Annotated in this window: 21 protein-coding genes; 10 read left to right on the top strand and 11 right to left on the bottom strand. The window is 63.8% G+C overall.

Annotated elements, in window-relative coordinates:
- Positions 1 to 65 precede the first annotated feature (65 nt).
- From WH265_RS08140 to WH265_RS08130, 3 genes are all read left to right on the top strand, one after another.
- Positions 66 to 683 (top strand): NAD(P)H-dependent oxidoreductase, encoded by a 618-nt coding sequence (locus WH265_RS08140; protein ID WP_339557913.1) that lies wholly within the window; start codon positions 66 to 68, stop codon positions 681 to 683.
- A gap of 119 nt (positions 684 to 802) precedes the next feature.
- Positions 803 to 1,954 carry an FMNH2-dependent alkanesulfonate monooxygenase gene (gene ssuD, locus WH265_RS08135; protein WP_339557912.1) on the top strand — a complete coding sequence of 384 codons (1,152 nt, stop codon included), beginning with the start codon at positions 803 to 805 and terminating at the stop codon, positions 1,952 to 1,954.
- The gene (locus WH265_RS08130; protein WP_339557911.1) at positions 1,951 to 2,802 is read left to right on the top strand and encodes an amidohydrolase family protein; all 852 of its coding nucleotides are present in this window, start codon (positions 1,951 to 1,953) and stop codon (positions 2,800 to 2,802) included. The genes ssuD and WH265_RS08130 overlap by 4 nt, the downstream gene beginning before the upstream one ends.
- 50 nt (positions 2,803 to 2,852) lie before the next feature.
- On the opposite strand, the gene WH265_RS08125 is transcribed toward WH265_RS08130, so the two are convergent.
- The gene (locus WH265_RS08125; RefSeq protein WP_339557910.1) at positions 2,853 to 3,764 is read right to left on the bottom strand and encodes a LysR family transcriptional regulator; all 912 of its coding nucleotides are present in this window, start codon (positions 3,762 to 3,764) and stop codon (positions 2,853 to 2,855) included.
- Between the two features lie 144 nt (positions 3,765 to 3,908).
- Here WH265_RS08125 and WH265_RS08120 point away from each other — a divergent pair, with 144 nt between their 5' ends.
- Positions 3,909 to 4,772, top strand: a complete 864-nt coding sequence (locus WH265_RS08120; protein ID WP_339516154.1) for a pirin family protein — start codon at positions 3,909 to 3,911, stop codon at positions 4,770 to 4,772.
- A gap of 99 nt (positions 4,773 to 4,871) precedes the next feature.
- Here the strand turns inward: WH265_RS08120 and WH265_RS08115 are convergent, their stop codons facing one another.
- From WH265_RS08115 to purE, 4 genes are all read right to left on the bottom strand, one after another.
- Positions 4,872 to 5,864: an SGNH/GDSL hydrolase family protein gene (locus WH265_RS08115; RefSeq protein ID WP_339534637.1), complete on the bottom strand. Its 993-nt coding sequence runs from the start codon at positions 5,862 to 5,864 to the stop codon at positions 4,872 to 4,874.
- Between the two features lie 97 nt (positions 5,865 to 5,961).
- The gene (locus tag WH265_RS08110) at positions 5,962 to 6,960 is read right to left on the bottom strand and encodes an L-threonylcarbamoyladenylate synthase (protein WP_339557909.1); all 999 of its coding nucleotides are present in this window, start codon (positions 6,958 to 6,960) and stop codon (positions 5,962 to 5,964) included.
- An 11-nt stretch (positions 6,961 to 6,971) separates the two neighbouring features.
- On the bottom strand, positions 6,972 to 8,159 hold the full coding sequence (locus WH265_RS08105; protein ID WP_339557908.1) for a 5-(carboxyamino)imidazole ribonucleotide synthase: 1,188 nt from the start codon (positions 8,157 to 8,159) through the stop codon (positions 6,972 to 6,974).
- 5 nt (positions 8,160 to 8,164) lie between these two features.
- Positions 8,165 to 8,659: a 5-(carboxyamino)imidazole ribonucleotide mutase gene (purE, locus tag WH265_RS08100; RefSeq protein WP_021027607.1), complete on the bottom strand. Its 495-nt coding sequence runs from the start codon at positions 8,657 to 8,659 to the stop codon at positions 8,165 to 8,167.
- Between the two features lie 112 nt (positions 8,660 to 8,771).
- On the opposite strand from purE, the gene trxA reads away from it, so the two are divergent.
- Both trxA and WH265_RS08090 read left to right on the top strand, forming a co-directional pair.
- Positions 8,772 to 9,728: a thioredoxin gene (gene trxA, locus WH265_RS08095; protein WP_339557907.1), complete on the top strand. Its 957-nt coding sequence runs from the start codon at positions 8,772 to 8,774 to the stop codon at positions 9,726 to 9,728.
- A gap of 253 nt (positions 9,729 to 9,981) precedes the next feature.
- The gene (locus WH265_RS08090; protein WP_339557906.1) at positions 9,982 to 10,962 is read left to right on the top strand and encodes a DUF6882 domain-containing protein; all 981 of its coding nucleotides are present in this window, start codon (positions 9,982 to 9,984) and stop codon (positions 10,960 to 10,962) included.
- On the opposite strand, the gene WH265_RS08085 is transcribed toward WH265_RS08090, so the two are convergent.
- From WH265_RS08085 to WH265_RS08075, 3 genes are all read right to left on the bottom strand, one after another.
- Entirely contained in the window at positions 10,963 to 11,379 is a 417-nt protein-coding gene (locus tag WH265_RS08085; RefSeq protein WP_339557905.1) for a carboxypeptidase regulatory-like domain-containing protein, read from the bottom strand. It lies immediately after the preceding gene.
- A gap of 98 nt (positions 11,380 to 11,477) precedes the next feature.
- Positions 11,478 to 12,977 (bottom strand): FAD-linked oxidase C-terminal domain-containing protein, encoded by a 1,500-nt coding sequence (locus WH265_RS08080; protein WP_339557904.1) that lies wholly within the window; start codon positions 12,975 to 12,977, stop codon positions 11,478 to 11,480.
- Between the two features lie 163 nt (positions 12,978 to 13,140).
- Positions 13,141 to 13,692 carry a hypothetical protein gene (locus WH265_RS08075; RefSeq protein ID WP_339557903.1) on the bottom strand — a complete coding sequence of 184 codons (552 nt, stop codon included), beginning with the start codon at positions 13,690 to 13,692 and terminating at the stop codon, positions 13,141 to 13,143.
- Here WH265_RS08075 and WH265_RS08070 point away from each other — a divergent pair.
- The 4 genes from WH265_RS08070 to WH265_RS08055 are packed head-to-tail and all read left to right on the top strand — an operon-like array spanning position 13,669 to position 15,947.
- Positions 13,669 to 14,184, top strand: coding sequence for a phage tail protein (locus tag WH265_RS08070; protein WP_339557902.1), 516 nt, complete (start codon positions 13,669 to 13,671; stop codon positions 14,182 to 14,184). The two genes, WH265_RS08075 and WH265_RS08070, sit on opposite strands and share 24 nt — an antisense overlap.
- A 49-nt stretch (positions 14,185 to 14,233) precedes the next feature.
- Positions 14,234 to 14,761 (top strand): phage tail protein, encoded by a 528-nt coding sequence (locus WH265_RS08065; protein WP_339516173.1) that lies wholly within the window; start codon positions 14,234 to 14,236, stop codon positions 14,759 to 14,761.
- 48 nt (positions 14,762 to 14,809) lie between these two features.
- On the top strand, positions 14,810 to 15,346 hold the full coding sequence (locus WH265_RS08060; RefSeq protein WP_339516175.1) for a phage tail protein: 537 nt from the start codon (positions 14,810 to 14,812) through the stop codon (positions 15,344 to 15,346).
- 28 nt (positions 15,347 to 15,374) lie between these two features.
- A complete protein-coding gene (locus tag WH265_RS08055; RefSeq protein ID WP_339557901.1) occupies positions 15,375 to 15,947 on the top strand; it encodes a GNAT family N-acetyltransferase in 573 nt (190 codons plus the stop codon).
- Here the strand turns inward: WH265_RS08055 and WH265_RS08050 are convergent.
- From WH265_RS08050 to purU, 3 genes are all read right to left on the bottom strand, one after another.
- Positions 15,944 to 16,237, bottom strand: coding sequence for a DUF6916 family protein (locus WH265_RS08050; protein ID WP_445228499.1), 294 nt, complete (start codon positions 16,235 to 16,237; stop codon positions 15,944 to 15,946). The genes WH265_RS08055 and WH265_RS08050 overlap by 4 nt on opposite strands.
- A 1-nt stretch (position 16,238) precedes the next feature.
- Positions 16,239 to 19,313, bottom strand: coding sequence for a fibronectin type III domain-containing protein (locus WH265_RS08045; RefSeq protein WP_339557900.1), 3,075 nt, complete (start codon positions 19,311 to 19,313; stop codon positions 16,239 to 16,241).
- A gap of 249 nt (positions 19,314 to 19,562) precedes the next feature.
- Positions 19,563 to 20,408, bottom strand: coding sequence for a formyltetrahydrofolate deformylase (gene purU / locus WH265_RS08040; protein WP_021027594.1), 846 nt, complete (start codon positions 20,406 to 20,408; stop codon positions 19,563 to 19,565).
- Between the last annotated feature and the right edge of the window lie 332 nt (positions 20,409 to 20,740).

Genomic DNA, 20,740 nt, shown 5'->3' with positions numbered 1-20,740 from the left:
CGCTGGAGGCAGCGACCCGGATAGGCCGGGCCCTGGCCCCTTGCGTGTGAACGACTGGAATGAACATGAGCCGCATCTTGAAAACCGTCATCGTCAATGGCAGCCTGGGCAAGCCTTCGCGCACCCGCAGCCTGCTCGACAGCTTGCACCTGCAACTGGGCCAGGCCCTGGGCCAGTCCGCCCAGGCCGTGCGCCTGGATGTGCGCCATATCGACCTGGTCGATCTGGTGGCCGACATCGGCCCGGTGCTGTACAAGGATGCGCTGCCCGCCGCCGCCCGTGATGCGCTGGAGGCGATCGAGACGGCGGACTTCCTGATCGTCGGCTCGCCCGTGTTCCGGGGCAGCCTGCCGGGCCTGCTCAAGCACCTGTTTGACCTGGTCGACCAGCATGCGCTGCAGGGCACGCCCGTGTTGCTGGCCGCGACCGGCGGCAGCCCGCGCCACTCGCTGGTGCTGGACCACCAGCTGCGCCCGCTGTTCGGCTTTTTCTCGGCATTGACCTTGCCGATCGGCGTCTATGCAACGCCCGAAGACATCCAGGGCGGTGTGGTGGTCAGCGAAGCGCTGCACAAGCATATCGCACTGGCCGTGGACCTGGCGGTGCCGGTGCTGAGCGCGCTGGCGCACAGCCAGCGCAGCAGCCAACCTGCCTTGCATGCGCTGGAGCGCCAGGCCGCTTAAGCGCGTCCAGGCTTCTTTTCAAACGCCACCTGCCTGCATGCGCTGCCGGCGGGCTGGCGCAGCATGTCCTGCGGCGTCTGCTGCACGCCCTTGCCTTGCAGCCTCCCTGACCCTTTGCCATGGCCTCTACCTCATCCCCACCGGAGCTGTTCTGGTTCCTGCCCACCTCCGGCGACACCCGCTACCTGGGTGCCTCGGACTTTGGCCGCCAGCCCACGCCCGAGTACCTGCGCAGCATTGCCACCACCAGCGAGAACCTGGGTTATGACGGGCTGCTGATTCCGACCGGCAGCTCCTGCCTGGACCCCTGGGTGGTGGCATCCAGCCTGGTGGCGGTCACCCAGCGCATCAAGCTGCTGGTGGCGCTGCGCACCTCGCTGGGCATGCCGGTGCCCAGTGCGCGCCAGGCCGCTACCTTGGACCAGGCGCTGGCAGGGCGCCTGCTGCTCAATGTGGTGCCTGGGGGCGATGCCACCGAGCTGGAGGCCGATGGCGTGTTTCTGGCCCATGACGAGCGCTATGCCTATGCCGATGAGTTTCTGAGCATCTGGCGGCGCCTGCTGGCCGGCGAGACGGTGGACCACGAGGGCAAGTACTTCAAGGTCAAGCAGAGCAAGAACTTTTTCGAACCGCTGCAAAAGCCCCATCCGCCTTTGTACTTTGGCGGCTCGTCCGACGCTGCCCATGACCTGGCAGCCAAGCATGTCGATGCCTACCTGACCTGGGGCGAGCCGCCGCAGGCCGTGGCGCGCAAGTTTGCCGATATCCGGGCGCGTGCCGCCGCTGCCGGCCGCCAGCTGCGCCTGGGTGTGCGCCTGCATGTGATCGTGCGCGAGACCAACGAGGAAGCCTGGGCCGATGCCGATCGCCTGATCAGCAAGCTGACCGACGAAGACATTGCGAAAGCGCAGCAGAACTATGCGCGCATGGACTCGGTCGGCCAGGCGCGCATGGCGGCCTTGCATGGTGGCAACCGCCAGAAGTTGGAGGTGGCACCCAACCTCTGGGCCGGTGTCGGCCTGGTGCGTGGCGGTGCCGGTACCGCGCTGGTGGGCGATGCGGCCACCGTGGCCGAGCGCCTGCGCGAGTACATGGACATTGGCGCCGATACCTTTGTGCTGTCGGGCTACCCGCACCTGGAGGAGTCGATCCGCTTTGCCGAATTGGTGTTTCCGCTGCTGGGCAAGAAGAGCGTGACCACCGCGCGCTCGCAGACTGGCGGCGCGTTTGATGTTCGTGGTGTTCAACAATGGAAGGAGTCGGCTTCATGAGCCTGCCCGTGATCGATATGCGCTGCCGGCCAGCGTTCTTGCACAACTTTTTTGGCGCAACGCCCGGCTCGCCCGAGCATGACACCGCCCGCTGGCTGAACCGGCGCGTGGGCACGCGCGGCAGCGACAAGCATTTTGAGGAATCGCTGACCCAGGAGGGCTTTTTAAAGGCGGTGCGCGATGCCGGCCTGAGCCAGGCCGTGGTCGTGGGGCGGCACACGCCTTCGCAGCACCTGCCCAACGACACCATCCACCAGATCGTGCAGGGCCATAGCGAGTTGCTGGGCATTGCCGGGGTGGACCCGGTGCTGCAAGGCGAGCAGGCGGCGCTCGACGAGATCGAGCGGGCCGTCAAGCAGCTGGGCCTGCGCGGCATCGACCTGGAGCCCGGCTTTGGCGACCCGGCGCGCCACCCCGATGACCCCGTGTATTGGCCCGTTTATGAGCGCGCGCGGGAGCTGGGTGTGCCGGTGTTCCTGATGAGCGGCCCGACCACCCCGGACCCGAGCTTCAACGACCCGGCGTGCCTGGCCAAGGTGGCGCAGGCCTTTCCCGATCTGCCGCTGGTCGTCTACCACGGCTACTGGCCGCGCGTGCAGGAGGCCATTGGCCTGGCCTTCCGCTACGCCAATGTCTACCTGGTGCCGGACATGTATGTGTTCCAGCCCGGCCACCAGGCCTATGTGCAGGCGGCCAACCAGTTCCTGGGCGACCAGCTGCTGTTTGGCTCGTCCTACCCCTTCCGTCCCATCGGCCAGAGCATTGACGACTTTCTGGCCTTGGGCTTTGACGAGGCCGTACTGCCCAAGCTGCTGCATGGCAATGCGGCGCGGATTTTGAAGCTGTAATCAGCGCTGGGTAGTCCTCGCGCTTACCGCAACCACAGTGCCCGGCCGCCTCAGCAGCCGGGCACTTTGGCGAATGCGGCCGCCAGATGGTCGATCAGCGCCCGCACCGCCGGCAGCATGCCTCGGCGCGAGGCAAACACCGCATGCACCGCCTCCTTGCGCGGGCCCCATTCGGGCAGCACCTTGACCAAGGTGCCTTTGTCCAGCTGCTCGTGCACCATGATCATCGGCAACTGCACGACACCCAGGCCGGCCATCGCCGCGCTGCGCAGCGCCACCATGTCGGTGGTGATCAGGCGCGGCGTGTGCGGGACCTGGATGCTGGGCAGGCTGTCGTGTTCGAGCTTCCACACAAACTGCTGCTCGGGTGAGCCCAGCCACAGGCTGGGCCACTGCGACAGATCGGCGGGGCTGCGTACAATGCCCTGGCGCGCGGTCAGGATGGGGCTGGCCACCAGGTGCTGGGCATGGACCGAGAGCATGCGCACCGACAAGTCGCTGTCTTCGAGCGGCATGGTGCGCACGCGGATCGCCAGGTCAAAGCCCTCGCCAATCACATCGACCGGGCGGTTGGTGGCCTCCAGCTGGATCGTCACCTCCGGGTACATGACCATGAAGTCGGTCAGCATGCGCTCGACCAGTTCATGCAGCAAGGTGATGGGGCAGCTCAGGCGCACGACGCCCCGGGGCTGGGACTGCACCGCCTCGATGCTCAGCTGCGCGGCCTCGGCCTCGACCAGCATGGCCTTGCAGTGCTGGTAGTAGGTCTGGCCCAGCTCGGTCACGGCAAACTTGCGCGTGGAGCGCAGCAAGAGGCGCACGCCCAGGCGTTCTTCGAGCAGCGCAATGCGGCGGCTGAGCTTGGACTTGGGCATGCCCAGCGCGCGCCCGGCGGGCGCAAAGCCGCCGTGGTCGACGACTTGGACGAAATAGAACAGGTCGTTGAGGTCAAATTGCTGCATGGGGCGCTCGGCTGGATGGCCTTTATCGTTCAAGAAATAGAACTATCAAGGCGAATTATGCCGTCTACCGCTCGCAGTGTTTCAACCCCACAATAACGGTACAGCCTTCCGACACCTAGCTTGGAGGCCAGACAGGAATCCCCGATGAAAAACGTACTGCATGTCCAAGACGCACCCCGCCAGCACTGGGTTGGCGACGGCTTTCCTGTGCGTTCACTGTTTTCCTACCAAAGCCATGGCAAGCTGTTGAGCCCCTTCTTGCTGCTCGATTTTGCCGGCCCGGCCGAGTTTGCCCCTGCCAGCGCACCGCGCGGTGTGGGCCAGCACCCGCACCGGGGCTTTGAGACCGTGACCATCGTCTATGACGGCGAGGTGGCGCACCGGGACTCTACCGGCCAGGGCGGCGAGATCGGCCCCGGCGATGTGCAATGGATGACGGCCGGCGCCGGCATTCTGCACGAGGAGTTCCATTCGCCTGCTTTTACCGCCAAGGGCGGCAAGCTGCGCATGCTGCAGCTCTGGGTCAACCTGCCTGCCAAGGACAAGGGCGCAGCCGCTGGCTACCAGGCCATCGTGCAATCGCAGATCCCTGCGGTGGCCTTGCCCGGTGGCGGCCAGCTGCGCGTGATTGCCGGCGATTACCAAGGCCAGCAAGGCCCCGCCAAGACCTTTACGCCGATGCAGGTCTGGGATCTGCGCCTGGTCGCCGGTGAAAAGCTGGAGCTGGAACTGCCTGAGGGCTGGAGCACGGCGCTGGCCATCGTGCAGGGCACCGTGCTGGTCAACGGCAACGATGTGGCGCGCGAGGCGCAGCTGGTGGTGATGGCCCAGGAAGGCCGCAAGCTGAGCCTGGAGGCCAATGGCGATGCGGCCCTGCTGCTGATGAGCGGCGAGCCCATCGACGAGCCCATCGTTGGCTACGGCCCCTTTGTGATGAACAGCCAGCAGGAGATCGTGCAGGCGGTCAATGACTTCAACAGCGGCAAGTTTGGCAGCATGCAGGCTTGATCCGCGGGTCTGATCTGCCTCGGTCGCGTTGCAGCGGCCATAAAAAATGGACACCTCGGTGTCCATTTTTGCTGTGTAGTTCGCTGAAAGAGCGATGGCTTACCAGTTGGCCTTCATGCGGTCATAGACCCAGTCGCCAAAGCGGCGGTGCGCTTGGGGCGTGTAGTTCACCAGGTCGGAGAACAGGTACTGGTCGATCTTGGAGGCATCCACCAGGGTGTCGGCGGTGCACAGCGACGAGTTGATCTGGTTGACGCCAATGTTCAGACCATTGGTGGCATCTGCGGTGGTGCAGGCCGGATCGGTGTAGTTGGTGAAGCTGTAGCTGCCAGGGTTGCCGGTCATCGAGTTGAAGTAGTACTGCACATCGGCGTACAGCACCTGGGTGCCCGACAGGCCATACAAGGCGTTCAGCAGGCCATTGTTGAAGGCGGTGGTAGCCGCTTCCAGGGTGTTCGATGGCTTGGGGTCGGCGCTGGGTTGCGCGTTGTCCAGCGTGGTGGCCCACAGGGTGCGGCCCAGGTTGGGCGTGCCCACGGTCAGCACGCGGGGGGCGCCTGCGGTGTTGAGGCGGCGCACCTGCGCAGCCATTTGCTGGCCGGCGGTGGTCATGTCGGCCAGGTACTGGTCGCGGGTCTTGGTGCCAGCGGCGTATTCGTTGTAGCCGGCAATCACGTCGCTCATGCCGCCGCTCATCAGCACAAACTGCTTGCTGCTGAAGGTCGGGTTGGCAGCGAGGTAGCTGTCGATCTGCGCGGTGATGGAGGGGGCATTGGTCACGCCGGTCGCATCGGCCTGGGACACGCGGGCATTGCCGTAGGCATAGGCGGTGCCACCTTCCTTGGCCGCCGTGATCGTCAGGTCATAGCGGTAGGCGATTTCACGCGTCCAGTTGTTGTAGCTGCCGTTGCTGACCGAGTAGGGACGGCCATTGGGGTTTTGGCCCAGGTCGGACATTGCATCACCAAAGGTGACGATGCTGTCGGGGCGAATCGAGTCCGCCGTTGAGCTCGATCCGCAGGCCGCCAGCATGGCCACCGAGGCACCAGCCACGGCGGTCAACACGGTACGGCGCATCCAATTTGCTGCCATGTGAGTTCTCCAGTAAGTAGAGCGTAGTGTAGCGAGGCTGATCCAGGCCACCAAGGTGATGAGGTAAAGAGAGGTAAAACGCCAGGGGCTAGGCCCATCAGCCAGCCGCCGCCGCGCGCTGCAGGCGGTCGCTGACGCCTTCCCAGTCGGCCGTCTCCGGCGGGGTCTCGATCCAGATGAGCTTGGCACCCCAGTCGTCCAAGTCGCGCAGCAGGCCAAACAGCTCGCGGGCCGCAGCCAGCGGCGCATCGGGCATGGGCTGCAAGCGCAGATGGGGGCTGGCGCTGCGCAGCGGACTGCGGTGGTAGATGGCGATATGGCGCGCGTCGGCCCCCAGCACATCGAGCGCCGATTGCAGCTGCTTGGCATCCATCAGCCGGACCTTGGCGCTGGGCGCATAGTGCGCGAGCAAGGTGCCCGAGGCGCGCGGGGTATCGGCGCTCAGCTCCTGCATCGACAAGGGGCGGCTGCCGCAGGCGCGCTCGATATCGTCGCGCGTGATGGCGCCGGGGCGCAGCAGCACGGGCACGCCGCGCGTGCAATCGACAATGGTCGACTCAATGCCGATGTCGCAGGCGCCGCCATCGAGCACCAGCAGATCGTCGCCCAGTTCCGCCGCCACATGGGCGGCCGTGGTCGGGCTGACGCGGCCAAAGCGGTTGGCGCTGGGTGCCGAGACACCCCAGACGGGCGGGCTGAGCTGCTGGCAGGCCTGCAGCACCGCTTGCGCCACCGGGTGCGAGGGGCAGCGCAGGCCCACGCTGTCCTGTCCCGCCGTCGAGGCCACGGCCGCACCGGGCAGGCGCGGCAGGATCAGGGTGAGGGGACCGGGCCAGAACGCATCGATGAGCTGCTGGGCAAACACCGGCACGGCCTTGGCGTAGCGCTGCACGCCGGCGGCATCGGCCACATGCACGATCAGCGGGTGGTCGGCGGGCCGGCCCTTGGCGCTGAAGATCTGCGCCACGGCGGCATCGTTGTCGCTGTCGGCGGCCAGGCCGTAGACCGTCTCGGTCGGCAGGCCCACCAGTTGCCCCGCCTGCAGCGCCAGCGCCGCAGCGCGCACCGAGGCGTCGAGCTTTCCATCCAGAATCACGTGTAGTCCTCTTAGAACGCGGCAATGCCCAGGATGGCAGCGGCTTTCAGGGCCGTCTCGCGCACCTGCTCGGGTGTGGCAGCCGTGATGTTCAGGTGGCCCATCTTGCGGCCACGCTTGGCATCGACCTTGCCGTACAGGTGCAGGTGGCAGCCGGGCAGGGCCAGCACCTGGTCCCAGGCCGGGGTCTGCGCGCTGGCGCTGTCCTTGAACCACAGGTCGCCCAGCAGGTTGAGCATGATGGCGGCGCTGTGCTGGCGCGGTTGCACCAAGGGCAGGTTGGCCATGCAGCGCACCTGCAGCTCGAACTGCGACACATCCAGCGCGTTCTGGCTGTAGTGGCCGCTGTTGTGCGGGCGCGGGGCGATCTCGTTGACGACCAGCTGGCCGCCGTCGAGCACAAAGAACTCCACGCAGAGCACGCCGACATAGTCCAGGCCCTGGGCCACGGACTGGGCCGCCGCAATGGCCTGCTCGGCCTGCGCGGCAGGCAGGTTGCCGGCATAGACCTCGGTCACGGCCAGAATGCCTTCGCGGTGCAGGTTGCGCTGTACCGGCAGGTGCACGATATCGCCGTTGCGGCTGCGCGCGACGATGACCGAGCATTCATGGGCGAGTGGCAGCATCTTTTCGAGCACGCAGGCCACATGCTGGAGCTCGTCCCAGGCCGCGTTCAGCTCTTCGCGGGTCTTGACACGTATCTGGCCCTTGCCGTCATAGCCCATGCGCGCGGTTTTCAGGATGCCGGGCAGCAGCGCGTCGTTGACGGCGGCCAGCTGCTCGGCCGTCTCGATGACGGCATAGGGCGCGCAGGGAACGCCGCATTTCACGAAATGGGCTTTTTCTGCGGCGCGGTCCTGGGCGATGGCCACGGAGGAACCTGCGGGCGAGACCGGCAGGCTTTGCGCGAGCTGGTTCAGCGCGGCAGCGGGCACGTTCTCGAACTCGGTGGTCACCGCAGCGCACAGGCGAGCCAGCTCGGCCAGGCCTTGCGGGTCTTCATAGCCGCTGCGCACATGGTGGTGGCTGACCAGGCCGGCCGGGCTGGTCGCATCCGCATCCAGCACGGCGGTGAAATAGCCCATCGACTGGGCGGCGTGGGCAAACATGCGGCCCAGCTGGCCGCCGCCCAGCACGCCCAAGGTGGCGCCGGGCAAGATCACTTGGGTCTGGTGGTGCGCCGGGGCGCTGGGGCTCATGGTGCTCATTCGTTCACCGGCAAGGTCATGTTGCGGGCCGCCTCGGTCTGCTCGGCGCGGAAGGCATCGAGCTTGGCGCGCAGCGCAGGGTCTTCGTTGGCCAGCATGGCCACGGCAAACAGGGCGGCATTGGCAGCGCCTGCCTGGCCGATCGCAAAGGTGGCGACCGGCACGCCCTTGGGCATCTGCACGATGGAGTGCAGCGAATCAACGCCTTGCAGGTGGCGGCTGGCCACCGGCACGCCCAGCACGGGCACCGGGGTTTTAGCGGCTATCATCCCAGGCAGGTGGGCTGCGCCCCCAGCGCCGGCGATGATGGCCTTGAGGCCCCGTTCTACGGCGCTCTCAGCAAAACGGAACATGTCGTCAGGCATGCGGTGGGCCGAGACCACCTGGGCCTCAAAGGCAATACCGAATTGCTGGAGAATGGCAACTGCGTGCTGCATGGTCTCCCAGTCGCTGCTGGAGCCCATGACCACGCCAACTTGGATGGGTGTCATAGTGTGGGTTGGCGGGTGTCAAAGGGCAAGAATGCCGGTCCCGCGCCAGGGTGGAACCCGCCATTTTACTTTTTGCAGTGAAGCTGCCTGATCAACACGGATTTTTAGCGACATGATCGACGTCACCATTGAGAATTTTGAAGCCGAAGTCATCCAGGCATCCATGCAGGTGCCCGTGCTGGTGGACTTTTGGGCACCTTGGTGCGGCCCTTGCAAAACCCTGGGCCCCATGCTGGATAAGCTCGAGGTCGACTACGGCGGCCGCTTCAAGCTGGCCAAGATCGATTCCGACCAGGAGCAGCAGCTGGCAGGCATGTTCGGCATCCGCTCCATCCCCACCTGCGTGCTGATGATGGGCGGCAAGCCCGTCGACGGCTTCATGGGCGCCCAGCCAGAGGGCAAGCTGCGCGAGTTTCTGGACAAGCACCTGCCCTCCGAGGCCGCGATGGCCGCCGAAGCGGGCGCTGATGAAGCCCAGCAATTGCTCGACAGCGGCGATGTGCAGGCCGCGCTGCAGATGCTGCAAGAGTCGCTGGCGGCCGACCCCAGCAATGACGATGCCCGTTTTGACTATGCCCGCCTGCTGATCCAGACGGGCGCGGTGACCGAGGCCGAAGCCCAGATCGAGGAGCCGCTCAAGCGTATCCAGCAGCCGCTGCGCTTTGTCGCGCTCAAGGCCTGGGCCCAGGCGATCCGCTTTGTGCACGAAGACGACCGGGGCGATTGGCCGCTGGAGCAGTTCGATGCCGCGATCGCCGCCAACAAGCGCGATTTCGACACCCGATTTGCCAAGGCGCAGGCGCTGATGGCCGAAGGCCAGTGGACGGCCAGCATGGACGAGCTGCTGGAGATCATCATGCGCGACAAAACCTGGAACGACCAGGCTGCGCGCAAGCTGTTTGTCGCCATCCTGGAGCTGCTGACCCCGCCCAAGCCCAAGGCCGCAGACACGGTGCCGGGCACCACGGCCGGCGGCATTGCGCTGACGGGCAAGGCCAGCAAGCAGGAAGACGAGGTGGGCGCGCTGCTGAGCAGCTACCGCCGCCGCCTGAGCATGGCGCTGAACTGAGCGCAAGCGGCGCGGCGGGCGCTGGTAGGCGAGAGCCGGTTTTGCGCAGCGGCCAAGCCCATCCTGTACAGTGTGGACCTACACCCCGTTGCAACTGCAAAACAGGGGTATGGTGGTTTGCACCTATACTGATAGCAGCAAAGCGGCGATGGGTGCGCGCAGGTGCCCATTTTGAGCGTCAATAGGCCCAAAGCTGTGGTCTTTGACGCTTGGGGCGCATGGGGCGTGCCGCTACCGCAGGAGAATCAACACCATGGGATTGTGGCAAAAACTGTTTGGCTGGCTGAACCCGTCCGCGCCAACGGCTGCCCCCGCTGATACCCCGAGCCCGCACCCGTCCGAGGCGCTGACAGGCCCTGCGTCGCAAGAGCCCGCGCGCGGCACGCGTGAGCCGGCCTTTGACCCGGCGGCCGAGCTGGCTGCGCCGGTGGCCAGCATCCCCAGCGCTGGCGATGTGCCCGCAGCAGCTGCCACCCCACCTGCAGCCGAGGCAGCGCCCAGCCCCCAGGCCGATCTGTTCGAGGCCGCCGCTGCCCGCGACGCCGAAGTTCCCCCCGCGATTGCCGACCCTGCGCTGCGCGAGGCGCTGTCTGCCTATGCCGGCATGGCCTGGGACCGGCAGCTCGATTTTGCCGAAAAAGTGGGCGACCGCCCCTGGTCAGCCGATACGGCCCAGGGCCTGATCGCCTTTGGCGATGACCTGCGTTTTCGCATGCAGGTGCTGGGCTCCTACTCGTTCCAATCAGGCACCTGGCTGTGGATCTGGGCCCATACCCAGGCTGAGGTGGCGCCCGCCTTTACCGAGGTGGCACGCCAGCTGCAAGGCTTTGGCGCGGCCAAGAACCTGGCGCTGTTCACCGAGCCGCGCACCGCGCTGCGCCAGGAAGACCTGCATGTGATCGGCCTGATTGCCGCCGGTGCCGACAACAGCGCCGGCTACTACCTGGGCAACTATGGCGAAGGCATCTTGCTGGCGCTGATCGATCCCGACCATGGCCTGCCAACGACTGCGCCCAAGCCCGAGCGGGTGCCTACCGTCGTCTCGCAGCTGATCAGCGATTTTGAGCTGGACCACCGCGTGCTGCTGCAGCACTACCTGCCCGCCAAGGGTTTCAGCGTGCAGGAGACCGGCTCACGCATCACCGGCCAGCACGGTGTGAACCGCATCGTTGCCGATCTGGACAGCCAGGGCCGCATCAGCGCCGTCTCCGGCAGCCTGGGCCCTGCCGTCTGATCAGAAGCGGTAGTCCAGTGTCTTGCCGGGCGTACCGGCTGGCGCCACTTCCACACTCTGGTCAATGGTTTTGGTACCCTCGACGCTGGCCTTCACGGTGTAGCGCCCGCTGTCCAGACGCAGCAGGCAGACGGGCCCCTGGGCCTGGAACTGCGCCACTTCCTGCCCCTTGCCATCGGCAATCACCACCTGGATCTTTGCCAGGTAGTCGCCCGACCTGGTCGCAAACAGCAGCGACAGCGGGTAGTCCTTCATCGCCGCACGCATTGCGGTCGATTCATCAATGCCAATGCCGCCGCAGACATACTGCACATCGCCTGCTTTTTGCAGTGCGGGGTGCTGGGCATGGGCAGCGGTGGCGGGCAGCAATGCCGCGCAGAGCAGCGCGGCGCTCAGGGTGGGGGTGTGGTTTTTCAAGGCAGTCCTTTGCAGTCATGGATCTGCCTTGACTGTGCGCTTGGCAGGCGCTGGCGCCTGTCAGCCAAGGGCGGACATGGCGGTACGCCAGCGGCGGCTTAAAAGCGTGGCAAATCTGGATGCGACAGCTTGCCCGCGCGCACCAGCATCTTGCCGTACTCGGCACAGCGGTTCAGGGTCGGAATCACCTTGCCCGGGTTGAGCGTGCCTTGCGGGTCAAACGCGGCTTTCAAGGCCAGCATCTGCGTGTTTTCCTCGGCCGAGAACTGCACGCACATGCTGTTGAGCTTTTCCACGCCCACGCCATGCTCGCCGGTCACCGTGCCGCCCATGGCAACGCTGGTCTCCAGGATGTCGGCGCCAAACAGCTCGCAGCGGTGCAGCTGGTCGGGGTCATTGGCATCGAACAGGATGAGCGGGTGCAGGTTGCCGTCGCCGGCATGGAAGACATTGGCGCAACGCAGCTGGTATTTCTTCTCCATCTGCTGGATGGCGAGCAGGATATCGGCCAGGCGCTTGCGCGGAATCGTCGAGTCCATGCACATATAGTCCGGGCTCATGCGGCCGCTGGCGGGGAAGGCGTTCTTGCGGCCGCTCCAAAAGCGCAGCCGCTCTTCTTCGTCCTGGCTGATGCTGATGGCAGTGGCGCCCGCTGCGCGCAGCACCTGGCTCATATGGGCGACCTCTTCGGCCACCTCTTCGGGCGTGCCGTCGCTCTCGCACAGCAAGATGGCTTCGGCGCTCAGGTCGTAGCCGGCATGCACAAAGTCCTCGACCGCGGCGGTCATCGGGTTGTCCATCATCTCCAGCCCGGCCGGGATGATGCCCGCGGCAATCACTGCCGCCACCGCGTCACCCGCCTTGCGCACATCGTCAAAGCTAGCCATGATGCAGCGCGCCAGCTGGGGCTTGGGAATGAGCTTGACCGTCACCTCGGTGGCCACGGCCAGCATGCCCTCGCTGCCGATCACGGCGGCCAGCAGGTCGTAACCCGGCACATCCAGCGCCTGGCTGCCAAACTCGATGGGCTCACCTTCGACGGTGAAGCCCTTGATCTGCAGCACGTTGTGCACCGTGAGCCCGTATTTGAGGCAATGCACACCGCCGGAATTCTCGGCAATATTGCCGCCAATGGTGCAGGCGATCTGGCTCGATGGGTCGGGCGCGTAATAGAGGCCATAGGGCGCTGCTGCATCGCTGATGGCCAGGTTGCGCACGCCGCATTGCACCACCGCTGTGCAGGCAGCCGGGTCGATGTGCAGGATCTGGTTGAAGCGCGCCATCGACAAGGTCACGCCCAGCGCAATCGGCAGCGCGCTGCCGGACAGGCCGGTACCGGCGCCGCGCGCCACCACGGGCACCTGCAGCGCATGGCAGGCCTGCAGCACCGCCTGCACCTGGGCATAGGTCTCGGGCAGCGCCACTACCAGCGGGCGCTGGCGGTAGGCCGTCAGGCCATCGCATTCATAGGGCGTGGTGTCCTCGTCGTGCCACAGCAGGCAGTCATCGGGCAGCAGCTTGCGCAGGGCGGCCACGACTTCGCGCTGGCGCGTGGCGCGGTCTGCGGTAGAGGGTTGGGGGGAGGCGTGAGCGGACATGCCCCAACTGTATCGCCATTGGCAGCTGCTGTGGGAAAGGGGCGGGATGGAGAATCAGGAAATCAAGAATCAGAGCTGCTGGCACTTGATGGGGCGCGTTATCAGGCAGAAATTGCCTCAAACAGCGAGGCCGCAAACTTGGCTGAGCGGCGCGGCGGCAGCCTCAAGGCGTAGCAAGCTTGCTGATGTAGGCGATGGCGGCTTGGCCATGCGGCTGCAGAAACAGTTCTACGTCCTGTCCCGACTGGGGAACGCGCAGGCGATGGGTCCCTTCCGTGATCGGCTGGCTGCACTGGAACTGCAGCGTCCATTGGTCCAGGCGAGGGTCTGTGGCTGCATGGGTCACGTTGACCAAGGTGAGCGTCGTTCCGTTTTCCAGCGTGAATACCGTCCCTGCAAACGCCACCGGGTTGCGCACCAAGGCGTCTGCCGCAGAGGGTTGTGATGCCAGGGCGGCAAGCGCGGGTGAGCCAGCGGCCGCCAGCGCCATGCCGGTTAAGGCCTGCTTTGCAAAATTTCTGCGATCCATGGCGGCCTCCTTGTGCCTTGTAAACAGTGAAAGCCGCTGACCGGCTTTGCAGATATAGATGCCATTCTGACAAAAAATAATGCAAAATGCTTCTAAATATTTCTTGAGCTTGGTGCGTGGCGGAGTTTTGGCGGGTCCAGTGGCCTGTTTGAAGGAGATTTGATGAGCGAATTTTTTATGGGGCAAGTCATGATGACGGGCTTCAATTTCGCACCCAAGGGATTTGCGCAATGCAATGGCCAACTATTGCCCATCACCCAGAACACCGCTCTTTTTTCCTTACTGGGCACGTTTTACGGTGGCAATGGCGTGAACAGCTTTGCCCTGCCAGATCTGAGGGGCCGCACTCCCATCCACTATGCCGATGCGATGGGGAATCCTGCTTCCATCGGCCAACAAGGTGGCGTCGAAAATGTCACGCTGCTGCCTGCCCAGATGCCATCACATACCCATACTCTGCGAGCAAGCACGGCCACGGGCACTACCCGCATCCCCAAAGGCAATGCATTGGCAACCAGTGCTTCAACGGCCCTTTACGCGACAGGTTCGCCCAATGTCCCCTTGGCGCCGCAATCCATCTCGTCGGCGGGCAACACCCAGCCGCATCCCAACATGCAGCCCTCTACGACGCTGAACTTCTGCATTGCGCTACAGGGAATCTATCCCTCCCGCAATTGAGCTGCATGCGGATGCCGAGCTTTCCCAGACGATCCATGAGGCCTTACCCATGAGCACACCCTATGTTGGCGAAATACGCATGTTTGGTTTTGGACGCGTTCCCAATGGCTGGTTTGCCTGCGATGGAAGTCTGCAGTCCATTGCCGAATATGAGGTGCTTTATACCCTTCTCGGCACCACCTATGGAGGCGATGGGATGAGCACTTTTGCTGTTCCTGATCTGCGGGGGCGATTGCCGATTCATCAGGGTAGCGGGCCGGGGCTGAGTCCACGCGTCATTGGGCAAACAGTGGGCACCGAAACCGTCACACTGCTTGCCTCGCAGATGCCGGCCCATACGCACGCAGTGGGGGTAAGTACAGCGGCTGCAACATCGCAAACCCCGGCATCCGACAAGGTGCTAGCAGCCATCAGTGGGGACGCCCTGTATGCCACCGAGGTTGCAGGAGACCCCATCGCAACCTATCCGCAGGCGGTAACTGCTGCGGGAGGCAACGAGCCCCATGACAATGCGATGCCGACCTTGGCCGTGAGTTTTTGTATCGCCTGGGCAGGCATCTTCCCTTCGCAAGGGTAAGTAGCAGTGCCCAGCTGTGCACCTGAGACCTTTCAGAGGTAGTACACCATGTCTGAACCATTTATTGGCGAGATCCAGATTTTCGGCTTCAATTTCGCTCCGTACCGCTGGGCGTTTTGCGATGGCTCTACATTGGCCATTCAGCAAAACACAGCGCTTTATTCGTTGCTGGGGCTCCAGTATGGCGGCAATGGGCAAACCACCTTCCAGTTGCCCAATCTGATCGGGCGTGCAGCTTGCAACCAGGGGCAAGGGCCAGGTTTGACGCCTCGTGTCATTGGCGAGACTTTTGGCTCTGCAGCAGCGACCCTGAACTCGCAGCAAATACCCAACCATACCCACACCCTGCAGTTCTTCAACCAAGGTGATCCTGCCAAGCGCCTGTCCACACCGCAGGCGAGTGCTGCGCTGAACCTGCCGTCGCAAGCTTCCTCCAAGTTCTTTGCCTCGGCTGGCACGATGACCTCACTCGCACCTACTGCGCTTCAGCCCACAGGCGGCTCTCAACCTCATGAAAACCGCCAGCCCTACCTGGCCATGAATTTCTGCATTGCGCTGCAAGGGGTATTCCCCTCATTTAGTTAACTGCGTTATTGCGGGAAAGGCGGACGGGGTGCAGCAGCTTCCACCATTTCCTGGCTCGCGGCAAGCGCCACCACAGCCTGCTGCATGGGTGGTGCACGGCCTGTCACTGCGGCATGCCTGTGATGAGGACTTGCCATGGCTGCAGATACTCTATAGCCAGTCCCGCGAGGCAGAACTGGCCCCAGTTCCCTGGCCGCCTGCTGTGAAGGCTGCTTTTCTGGAGAGCCAGTTCGCGCTGCAGCACCGGCACTTTGTGCAGGGAGGGACGAGCGATGCCTGGTGGATCGTGTGCCAGAAGAACGCAGACGGCATGGTCCAAGCCATTGGCCGTCTCTACCTTGCCCAGGGTGCACACACCGTCACGGTGGTGGATATCTGCCTGCTTGGCGCGTACCAATCACAAGGGTTGGGCTCGGCGCTGTTGCGGCATGTCCTGGCGGATGCTGCGCAGGCCGGTAAAGCGGTGAGCTTGCATGTGGCCCATGGCAATACAGGCGCATTGCAGCTTTACCAGCGGCTGGGGTTTAGCGTGCAGGAAGATATGGGCAGCCACCTGCGGATGCAGTGGCTGCGGCCAGCGGCAGGCGCGGCGCTCCGCTAATTGAAAACGGCCTGGTAGAGAAAGCCGGTGGCATCACGTGCCACGGGCACGACAAAGATCGCTTGCTCCCCCATGCTCGCATGACGCATGGAATAGGTCTGCTGCGGGAAAAGAACAGCCGATTCGTTGCGAAACACCAAGGAAAACGGCTGGCGGTACAGTTGCGCCCCCGCTGCCGATTGCAGCGGCTGCACCTCCACCAGCTGGAAAGGCACCTCGGAATCGGCCAGCAGACCCACAAATACCGTGCCGACATGGGGCTGGAAATCTTCCAGCGTCAAGAATCTCACCTCAGTGCTCCCCTTGCTTGTTGTGTGTAGCACCGCGACTGCGGCGCGGTGCCTGCTGCCAGGCCAGTGCAGCCAGCAGCAGCGCGAGCAGGGCCAACATTCCTTGCGACTGGCTGGGGACGGGCACAGCGCCTGCGCTGGCCTCGGCGACCCCAAACCCGCCAGGATCGGCGATGGAGCCGTTGGCAGTCAAGTCATCGTCGCCGGTCTGGCCATCCGTCACCGTGTAGGTGATGGTATTGGCTCCCACGGTGGCTGGATACACATACCACGATGGCGCCTTGCCGGGCTGCGGGCCATATTTCCAGTATTGCGCGCCGGCTGGAACGGCCGACGGATAGGCCAGCTCGATGGTGATGGTCGATCCCACTTCGCAGCCCGTCGTCTTGAAGTCAAACAGGCCTTCAGGGAAGCGGATACCTGCCAAGGGGGTAGCCATCTCGGATTCGGGCAGATAGCGGCTCGTGTCGAATCCGCAGCCAGCACCACCACCGCTGAGCGTGGCTGTGATGACGCCCGTCCCGCTGGGCGATGCTGCGGAATAGCTCTTGGCGCTGGGAATACCGGTTTGTGCGGCAGAGGCCGGGCCAGGGCCCACGTCATTGCTGGCAGTGACGGTGCAGTTGTATGTGGTGCCATTGGTCAGGCCCGTGATCTTCAAGGGCGAACTGGTGCCACTGACCGCCGTAGTGCCTGCACCGCAGGATGCGCTGTAGGCCGTGATGGCGCTGCCGCCGTCAGAGGCAGGAGGCGCAAAGGAGAGAGTCAGCTCCGCATTTCCTGAGGAGATCGTCGTGATGGACGGTGCGCCAGGGAGTGTGGCAGGGGTGGCGGTGACCGAGGCAGAAGGCTGGCTAGATCCGATAGCATTGCGCGCGGTGACGGAGCAACTGTAGGCGGTTCCATTGGTCAGACCCGCAACCGTGATGGGCCCTGTGGTGGCAGTGACGGACACAGAGCCCGGCAAGCAGGTGGCGGTGAAGTCGATCACAGCGACGCCATTGGGCGCCGCGGGCGTGAAGTCCACCACGATTTGTCCGTTGCCTCGGGTCGCGGGGCCAATGGTTGGGGCATCGGGCACCACACCAGGCGTCACGTTGACCACGGCAGATGGTGCGCCGGCCCCTGCAAGGTTGCTGGCGGTCACGCTGCAGCTATAGGCGGTGCCGTTGACCAAGCCTGTCACTACCAATGGCGAGCTGGTGCCAACTTGCGTGCGGGTGGGAGCGCCTGCAGCGCTGCAACTGGCGGTGTAGTCGGAGACAGGGCGGCCTCCGTCAACCAGCGGAGCGGTGAATGTCACTGTTGCCTGCGCATTTCCCGGTGTTGCGCTGGATATCGTGGGCGCTCCAGGCGGGCCAAATGGCGTGACCGATGCGGCTGCAGATTCGGCACCGAAGCCTGCCGCGTTCCGTGCAGCAACCGTGCAGCTATAAGCGCTGCCATTGGCCATACCGCCCACTTCGATCGGTGAGTCTGGCCCGGTGGCAGTCAGGCCACCACCGCAACTGACGCGGTAGTCAAGGATGGCCGAGCCGCCATTGTTGGCAGGTGCGGTGAATACGATCGAGGTTTTTCCATTCAGGGGGACTGCACTTGTGATGCTGGGGGCCGCTGGTGCCGCTCTGGGCGTCACGCTCAGTGCGTTGGATGGTGTGCTTCCCACCGAGTTGCTGACTACCACTGTGCAGCTATAGGCGGTGCCATTGCTCAACCCTGGCACAGTGATGTTCGGCGGAGAGCCGCTGTGGAAAGTCGCGCCACCATCGCAGGTGGCTGCGTAACCGGTGATGGGGTCACCGCCATCGGAAGATGGCTCGCTGAAGGTCAAGACAGCGAAGGAATCGGCAGGTTGGGCGCTGGTCAGCGAAGGAGCCAGTGGAGCGCCCTTGGGCATCACGGCAACACTGCCAGAGGCTGCACTGGTTCCGATGGCATTGGTGGCCGTAACGGTGCACATATAAGTGGCACCGTTGATAAGACCAGACACCTCAATCGGTGATGCAGTGCCGGACTGGCTGTTCGAGCCGCAACTGGCCATGTAGGACTGGATGGCGCTACCACCATCGGACGCCGGCGGAGTAAAGGCTATCTGGGCCGCACCGTTGCCGCCGATTGCCGTGCCGATGACCGGCGCGCCGGGCGCGGTGGCATTGGCTACCACGATGGTCAGTGGGTGTATTTCACTGTAATCGACAAGGGGAAAGATAGGATCAAGGGAGGCGTCGCTGACCAGCAATTGCACGGTGTAGCTACCTGGAACATTAGGTGTTCCGGTGATGCCGCCGTTTGCTGACAGAGTCAGGCCCGCCGGCATCGTGCTGCCTGGCTGCAATGAAAGCGCCAATGGTGTTACCCCGCCGGCAACGGGAACCTGGGCAGAGGCAGGCATTCCGGTGGCCAAGTGGATCGTTGCAGGAGAAATTGACAGATCGGGATTAGCCAGCACGCCTGTATAGGACTTGGTGCCGCTGACTGCAAGGCTGTCTGTCGCTCTCACTGAAAAGCTGTAGTTGCCGCGCACGCTGGGCGTGCCTGACAGTTGACCATCCGGAGACAGAGCCAGCCCCGCAGGCAATGTATCAGCGCTCACTACAACATAACTGTAGGGTGGCATGCCACCGGTGGCCGTGAACGCCGTACTTGCGGCCATGCCGGTTTTCAGGGTCAGGCTGCCTGGGGAGACACTTATGGCAGACCCCGAAGCTGTGATGATGATATTGAAAACCAGCGAGTCGCCTTGTGGGTCTTCCAATGTAAAGGTGTCAGAGGACGTGGCCGAGCCGTCATGGCTATAGGTCACAAACTGCTCGCCGCTGATATTGGGGCCAACCACGGCAATGCCATGCAGTGGGGCTACGAGCTGATTGGGCGGGGCAACTGCGCCTTCGCCAAAGCCAAAGTTGTCCGGGCCGTCAAAAGCCGAGATATCTATGGCGATACTGCCACCCGAGGCCACCGTGGCGGATTGCGGCGAAAAGCTGGAAGTCGCCGCCCAGAGCCGTGCGAGCGGCACCAGGCATAGGACGCAAAGTAGAAAAAATCCCCATATCGGTTGTCGATAAAGTGGTTTCACGGCTGCGCTTTCCGAAGAAATGAATGGCTGGTGGCGCAGATAAGGCTGTTACGGGATTTTGCCCAAATGCGTCAAATTGTGAACCAAGTATAACAATGCGATAAATGGAACGCGACTTCTTTTTGCTTGGCCAAGTCGCCATCCAACCAACCGGGGTAGTTTTATCCAAGCCGCTGATTTGGTCGCAGCTCAGGTTGCCATGTAAAAAAGCCAGCAGGGTACTGCTGGCTTTTTGGGGTTGGCTGCCGATCAGCGGAAGATAACCGTCTTGTGGCCGTTCATCAGCACGCGGTACTCGCTGTGCCACTTCACTGCGCGGGCCAGCACCTGGCTCTCGGTGTCCTGGCCACGGGCGGTCAGGTCGTCCACGGTGTCGGTGTGGTAGGCGCGGGCCACGTCCTGCTCGATGATCGGGCCTTCGTCGAGGTCGGCCGTCACATAGTGGGCGGTGGCGCCGATCAGCTTCACGCCCCGGTCATGGGCCTGGTAGTAGGGCTTGGCACCCTTGAAGCTGGGCAGGAAGCTGTGGTGGATATTGATCGCACGGCCCGACAGCTTGCTGCACAGGTCGTTGGAGAGCACCTGCATGTAGCGCGCCAGCACGACCAGCTCGGCGCCTTCGGCCTCGATGATCTCGAATTGCTTGGCCTCGGCCTGGGCCTTGGTCGCCGCCGTCACCGGGATGTGGTGGAAGGGGATGTTGTAGCTGGCCGCCAGCTGGTAGAAATCGCGGTGGTTGCTGACGATGGCGCGGATGTCGATGGGCAGCAAGCCTTCCTTCCAGCGGAACAGCAGGTCGTTCAAGCAGTGGCCCTGGCGGCTGACCATGATGACGGTCTTGATCTTTTCATCGGCCGCATGCAGGCGCCAGTGCATCTCGAAAGGCTTTGCAAAGGCATCCAGGTCCTCGCGCAGCTGGCTGGCAGCGCCGGTGCTGGCAAAACGCACGCGCATGAAAAACAGGCCGGTGGCCGGGTCGTTGAACTGGGCGGCTTCTTCAATATTGCTGCCGTGCTCCAGCAGGAATCCGGATACCGCGTGGACCAGCCCCCGGCGATCAGGGCACGAGAGAGTGAGGATGTAAGCGTTGGTCATAACCTGCCATTGTCGCAGTGTTGGCTAAGGGAGTTCCCCAGTCGGGGTTTGGTATTTTGACTGGGTAGAACGAGGTCGCGACTTTGTAAATAAACGTCAAGATTATAAATTTATTGTTCTGTCATCCTGTGGTCATCTGGGCAAGCCGCTGGCCCGGAAAACCGCAGCAAATCAAGGACATCGACCAGAACCCGTGCGGCTTGGAAGAGGGTGGTGGATAAGCGCTTCCTCGCTTTCCAGGCGTTGGCTGCACGGCATTTTCGCAATCGGTCCCAGCGGGTATGCAGCCACACCACAAGGGTGGTTTCGTGGTTTCCATGTTCGGCAATTGG

It is taken from the genome of Comamonas sp. MYb396 (assembly GCF_037479555.1).
Taxonomy (GTDB): domain Bacteria; phylum Pseudomonadota; class Gammaproteobacteria; order Burkholderiales; family Burkholderiaceae_C; genus Comamonas.
This window is presented reverse-complemented; position numbering and strand designations above follow the sequence as displayed.

Coding starts and splice junctions, on each gene's coding strand:
- WH265_RS08140 (WP_339557913.1), top strand. CDS start 66: ATGAGCCGCATCTTGAAAACCGTCATCGTCAATGGCAGCCTGGGCAAG.
- ssuD (WP_339557912.1), top strand. CDS start 803: ATGGCCTCTACCTCATCCCCACCGGAGCTGTTCTGGTTCCTGCCCACC.
- WH265_RS08130 (WP_339557911.1), top strand. CDS start 1,951: ATGAGCCTGCCCGTGATCGATATGCGCTGCCGGCCAGCGTTCTTGCAC.
- WH265_RS08125 (WP_339557910.1), bottom strand. CDS start 3,764: ATGCAGCAATTTGACCTCAACGACCTGTTCTATTTCGTCCAAGTCGTC.
- WH265_RS08120 (WP_339516154.1), top strand. CDS start 3,909: ATGAAAAACGTACTGCATGTCCAAGACGCACCCCGCCAGCACTGGGTT.
- WH265_RS08115 (WP_339534637.1), bottom strand. CDS start 5,864: ATGGCAGCAAATTGGATGCGCCGTACCGTGTTGACCGCCGTGGCTGGT.
- WH265_RS08105 (WP_339557908.1), bottom strand. CDS start 8,159: ATGAGCCCCAGCGCCCCGGCGCACCACCAGACCCAAGTGATCTTGCCC.
- purE (WP_021027607.1), bottom strand. CDS start 8,659: ATGACACCCATCCAAGTTGGCGTGGTCATGGGCTCCAGCAGCGACTGG.
- trxA (WP_339557907.1), top strand. CDS start 8,772: ATGATCGACGTCACCATTGAGAATTTTGAAGCCGAAGTCATCCAGGCA.
- WH265_RS08090 (WP_339557906.1), top strand. CDS start 9,982: ATGGGATTGTGGCAAAAACTGTTTGGCTGGCTGAACCCGTCCGCGCCA.
- WH265_RS08080 (WP_339557904.1), bottom strand. CDS start 12,977: ATGTCCGCTCACGCCTCCCCCCAACCCTCTACCGCAGACCGCGCCACG.
- WH265_RS08070 (WP_339557902.1), top strand. CDS start 13,669: ATGAGCGAATTTTTTATGGGGCAAGTCATGATGACGGGCTTCAATTTC.
- WH265_RS08065 (WP_339516173.1), top strand. CDS start 14,234: ATGAGCACACCCTATGTTGGCGAAATACGCATGTTTGGTTTTGGACGC.
- WH265_RS08060 (WP_339516175.1), top strand. CDS start 14,810: ATGTCTGAACCATTTATTGGCGAGATCCAGATTTTCGGCTTCAATTTC.
- purU (WP_021027594.1), bottom strand. CDS start 20,408: ATGACCAACGCTTACATCCTCACTCTCTCGTGCCCTGATCGCCGGGGG.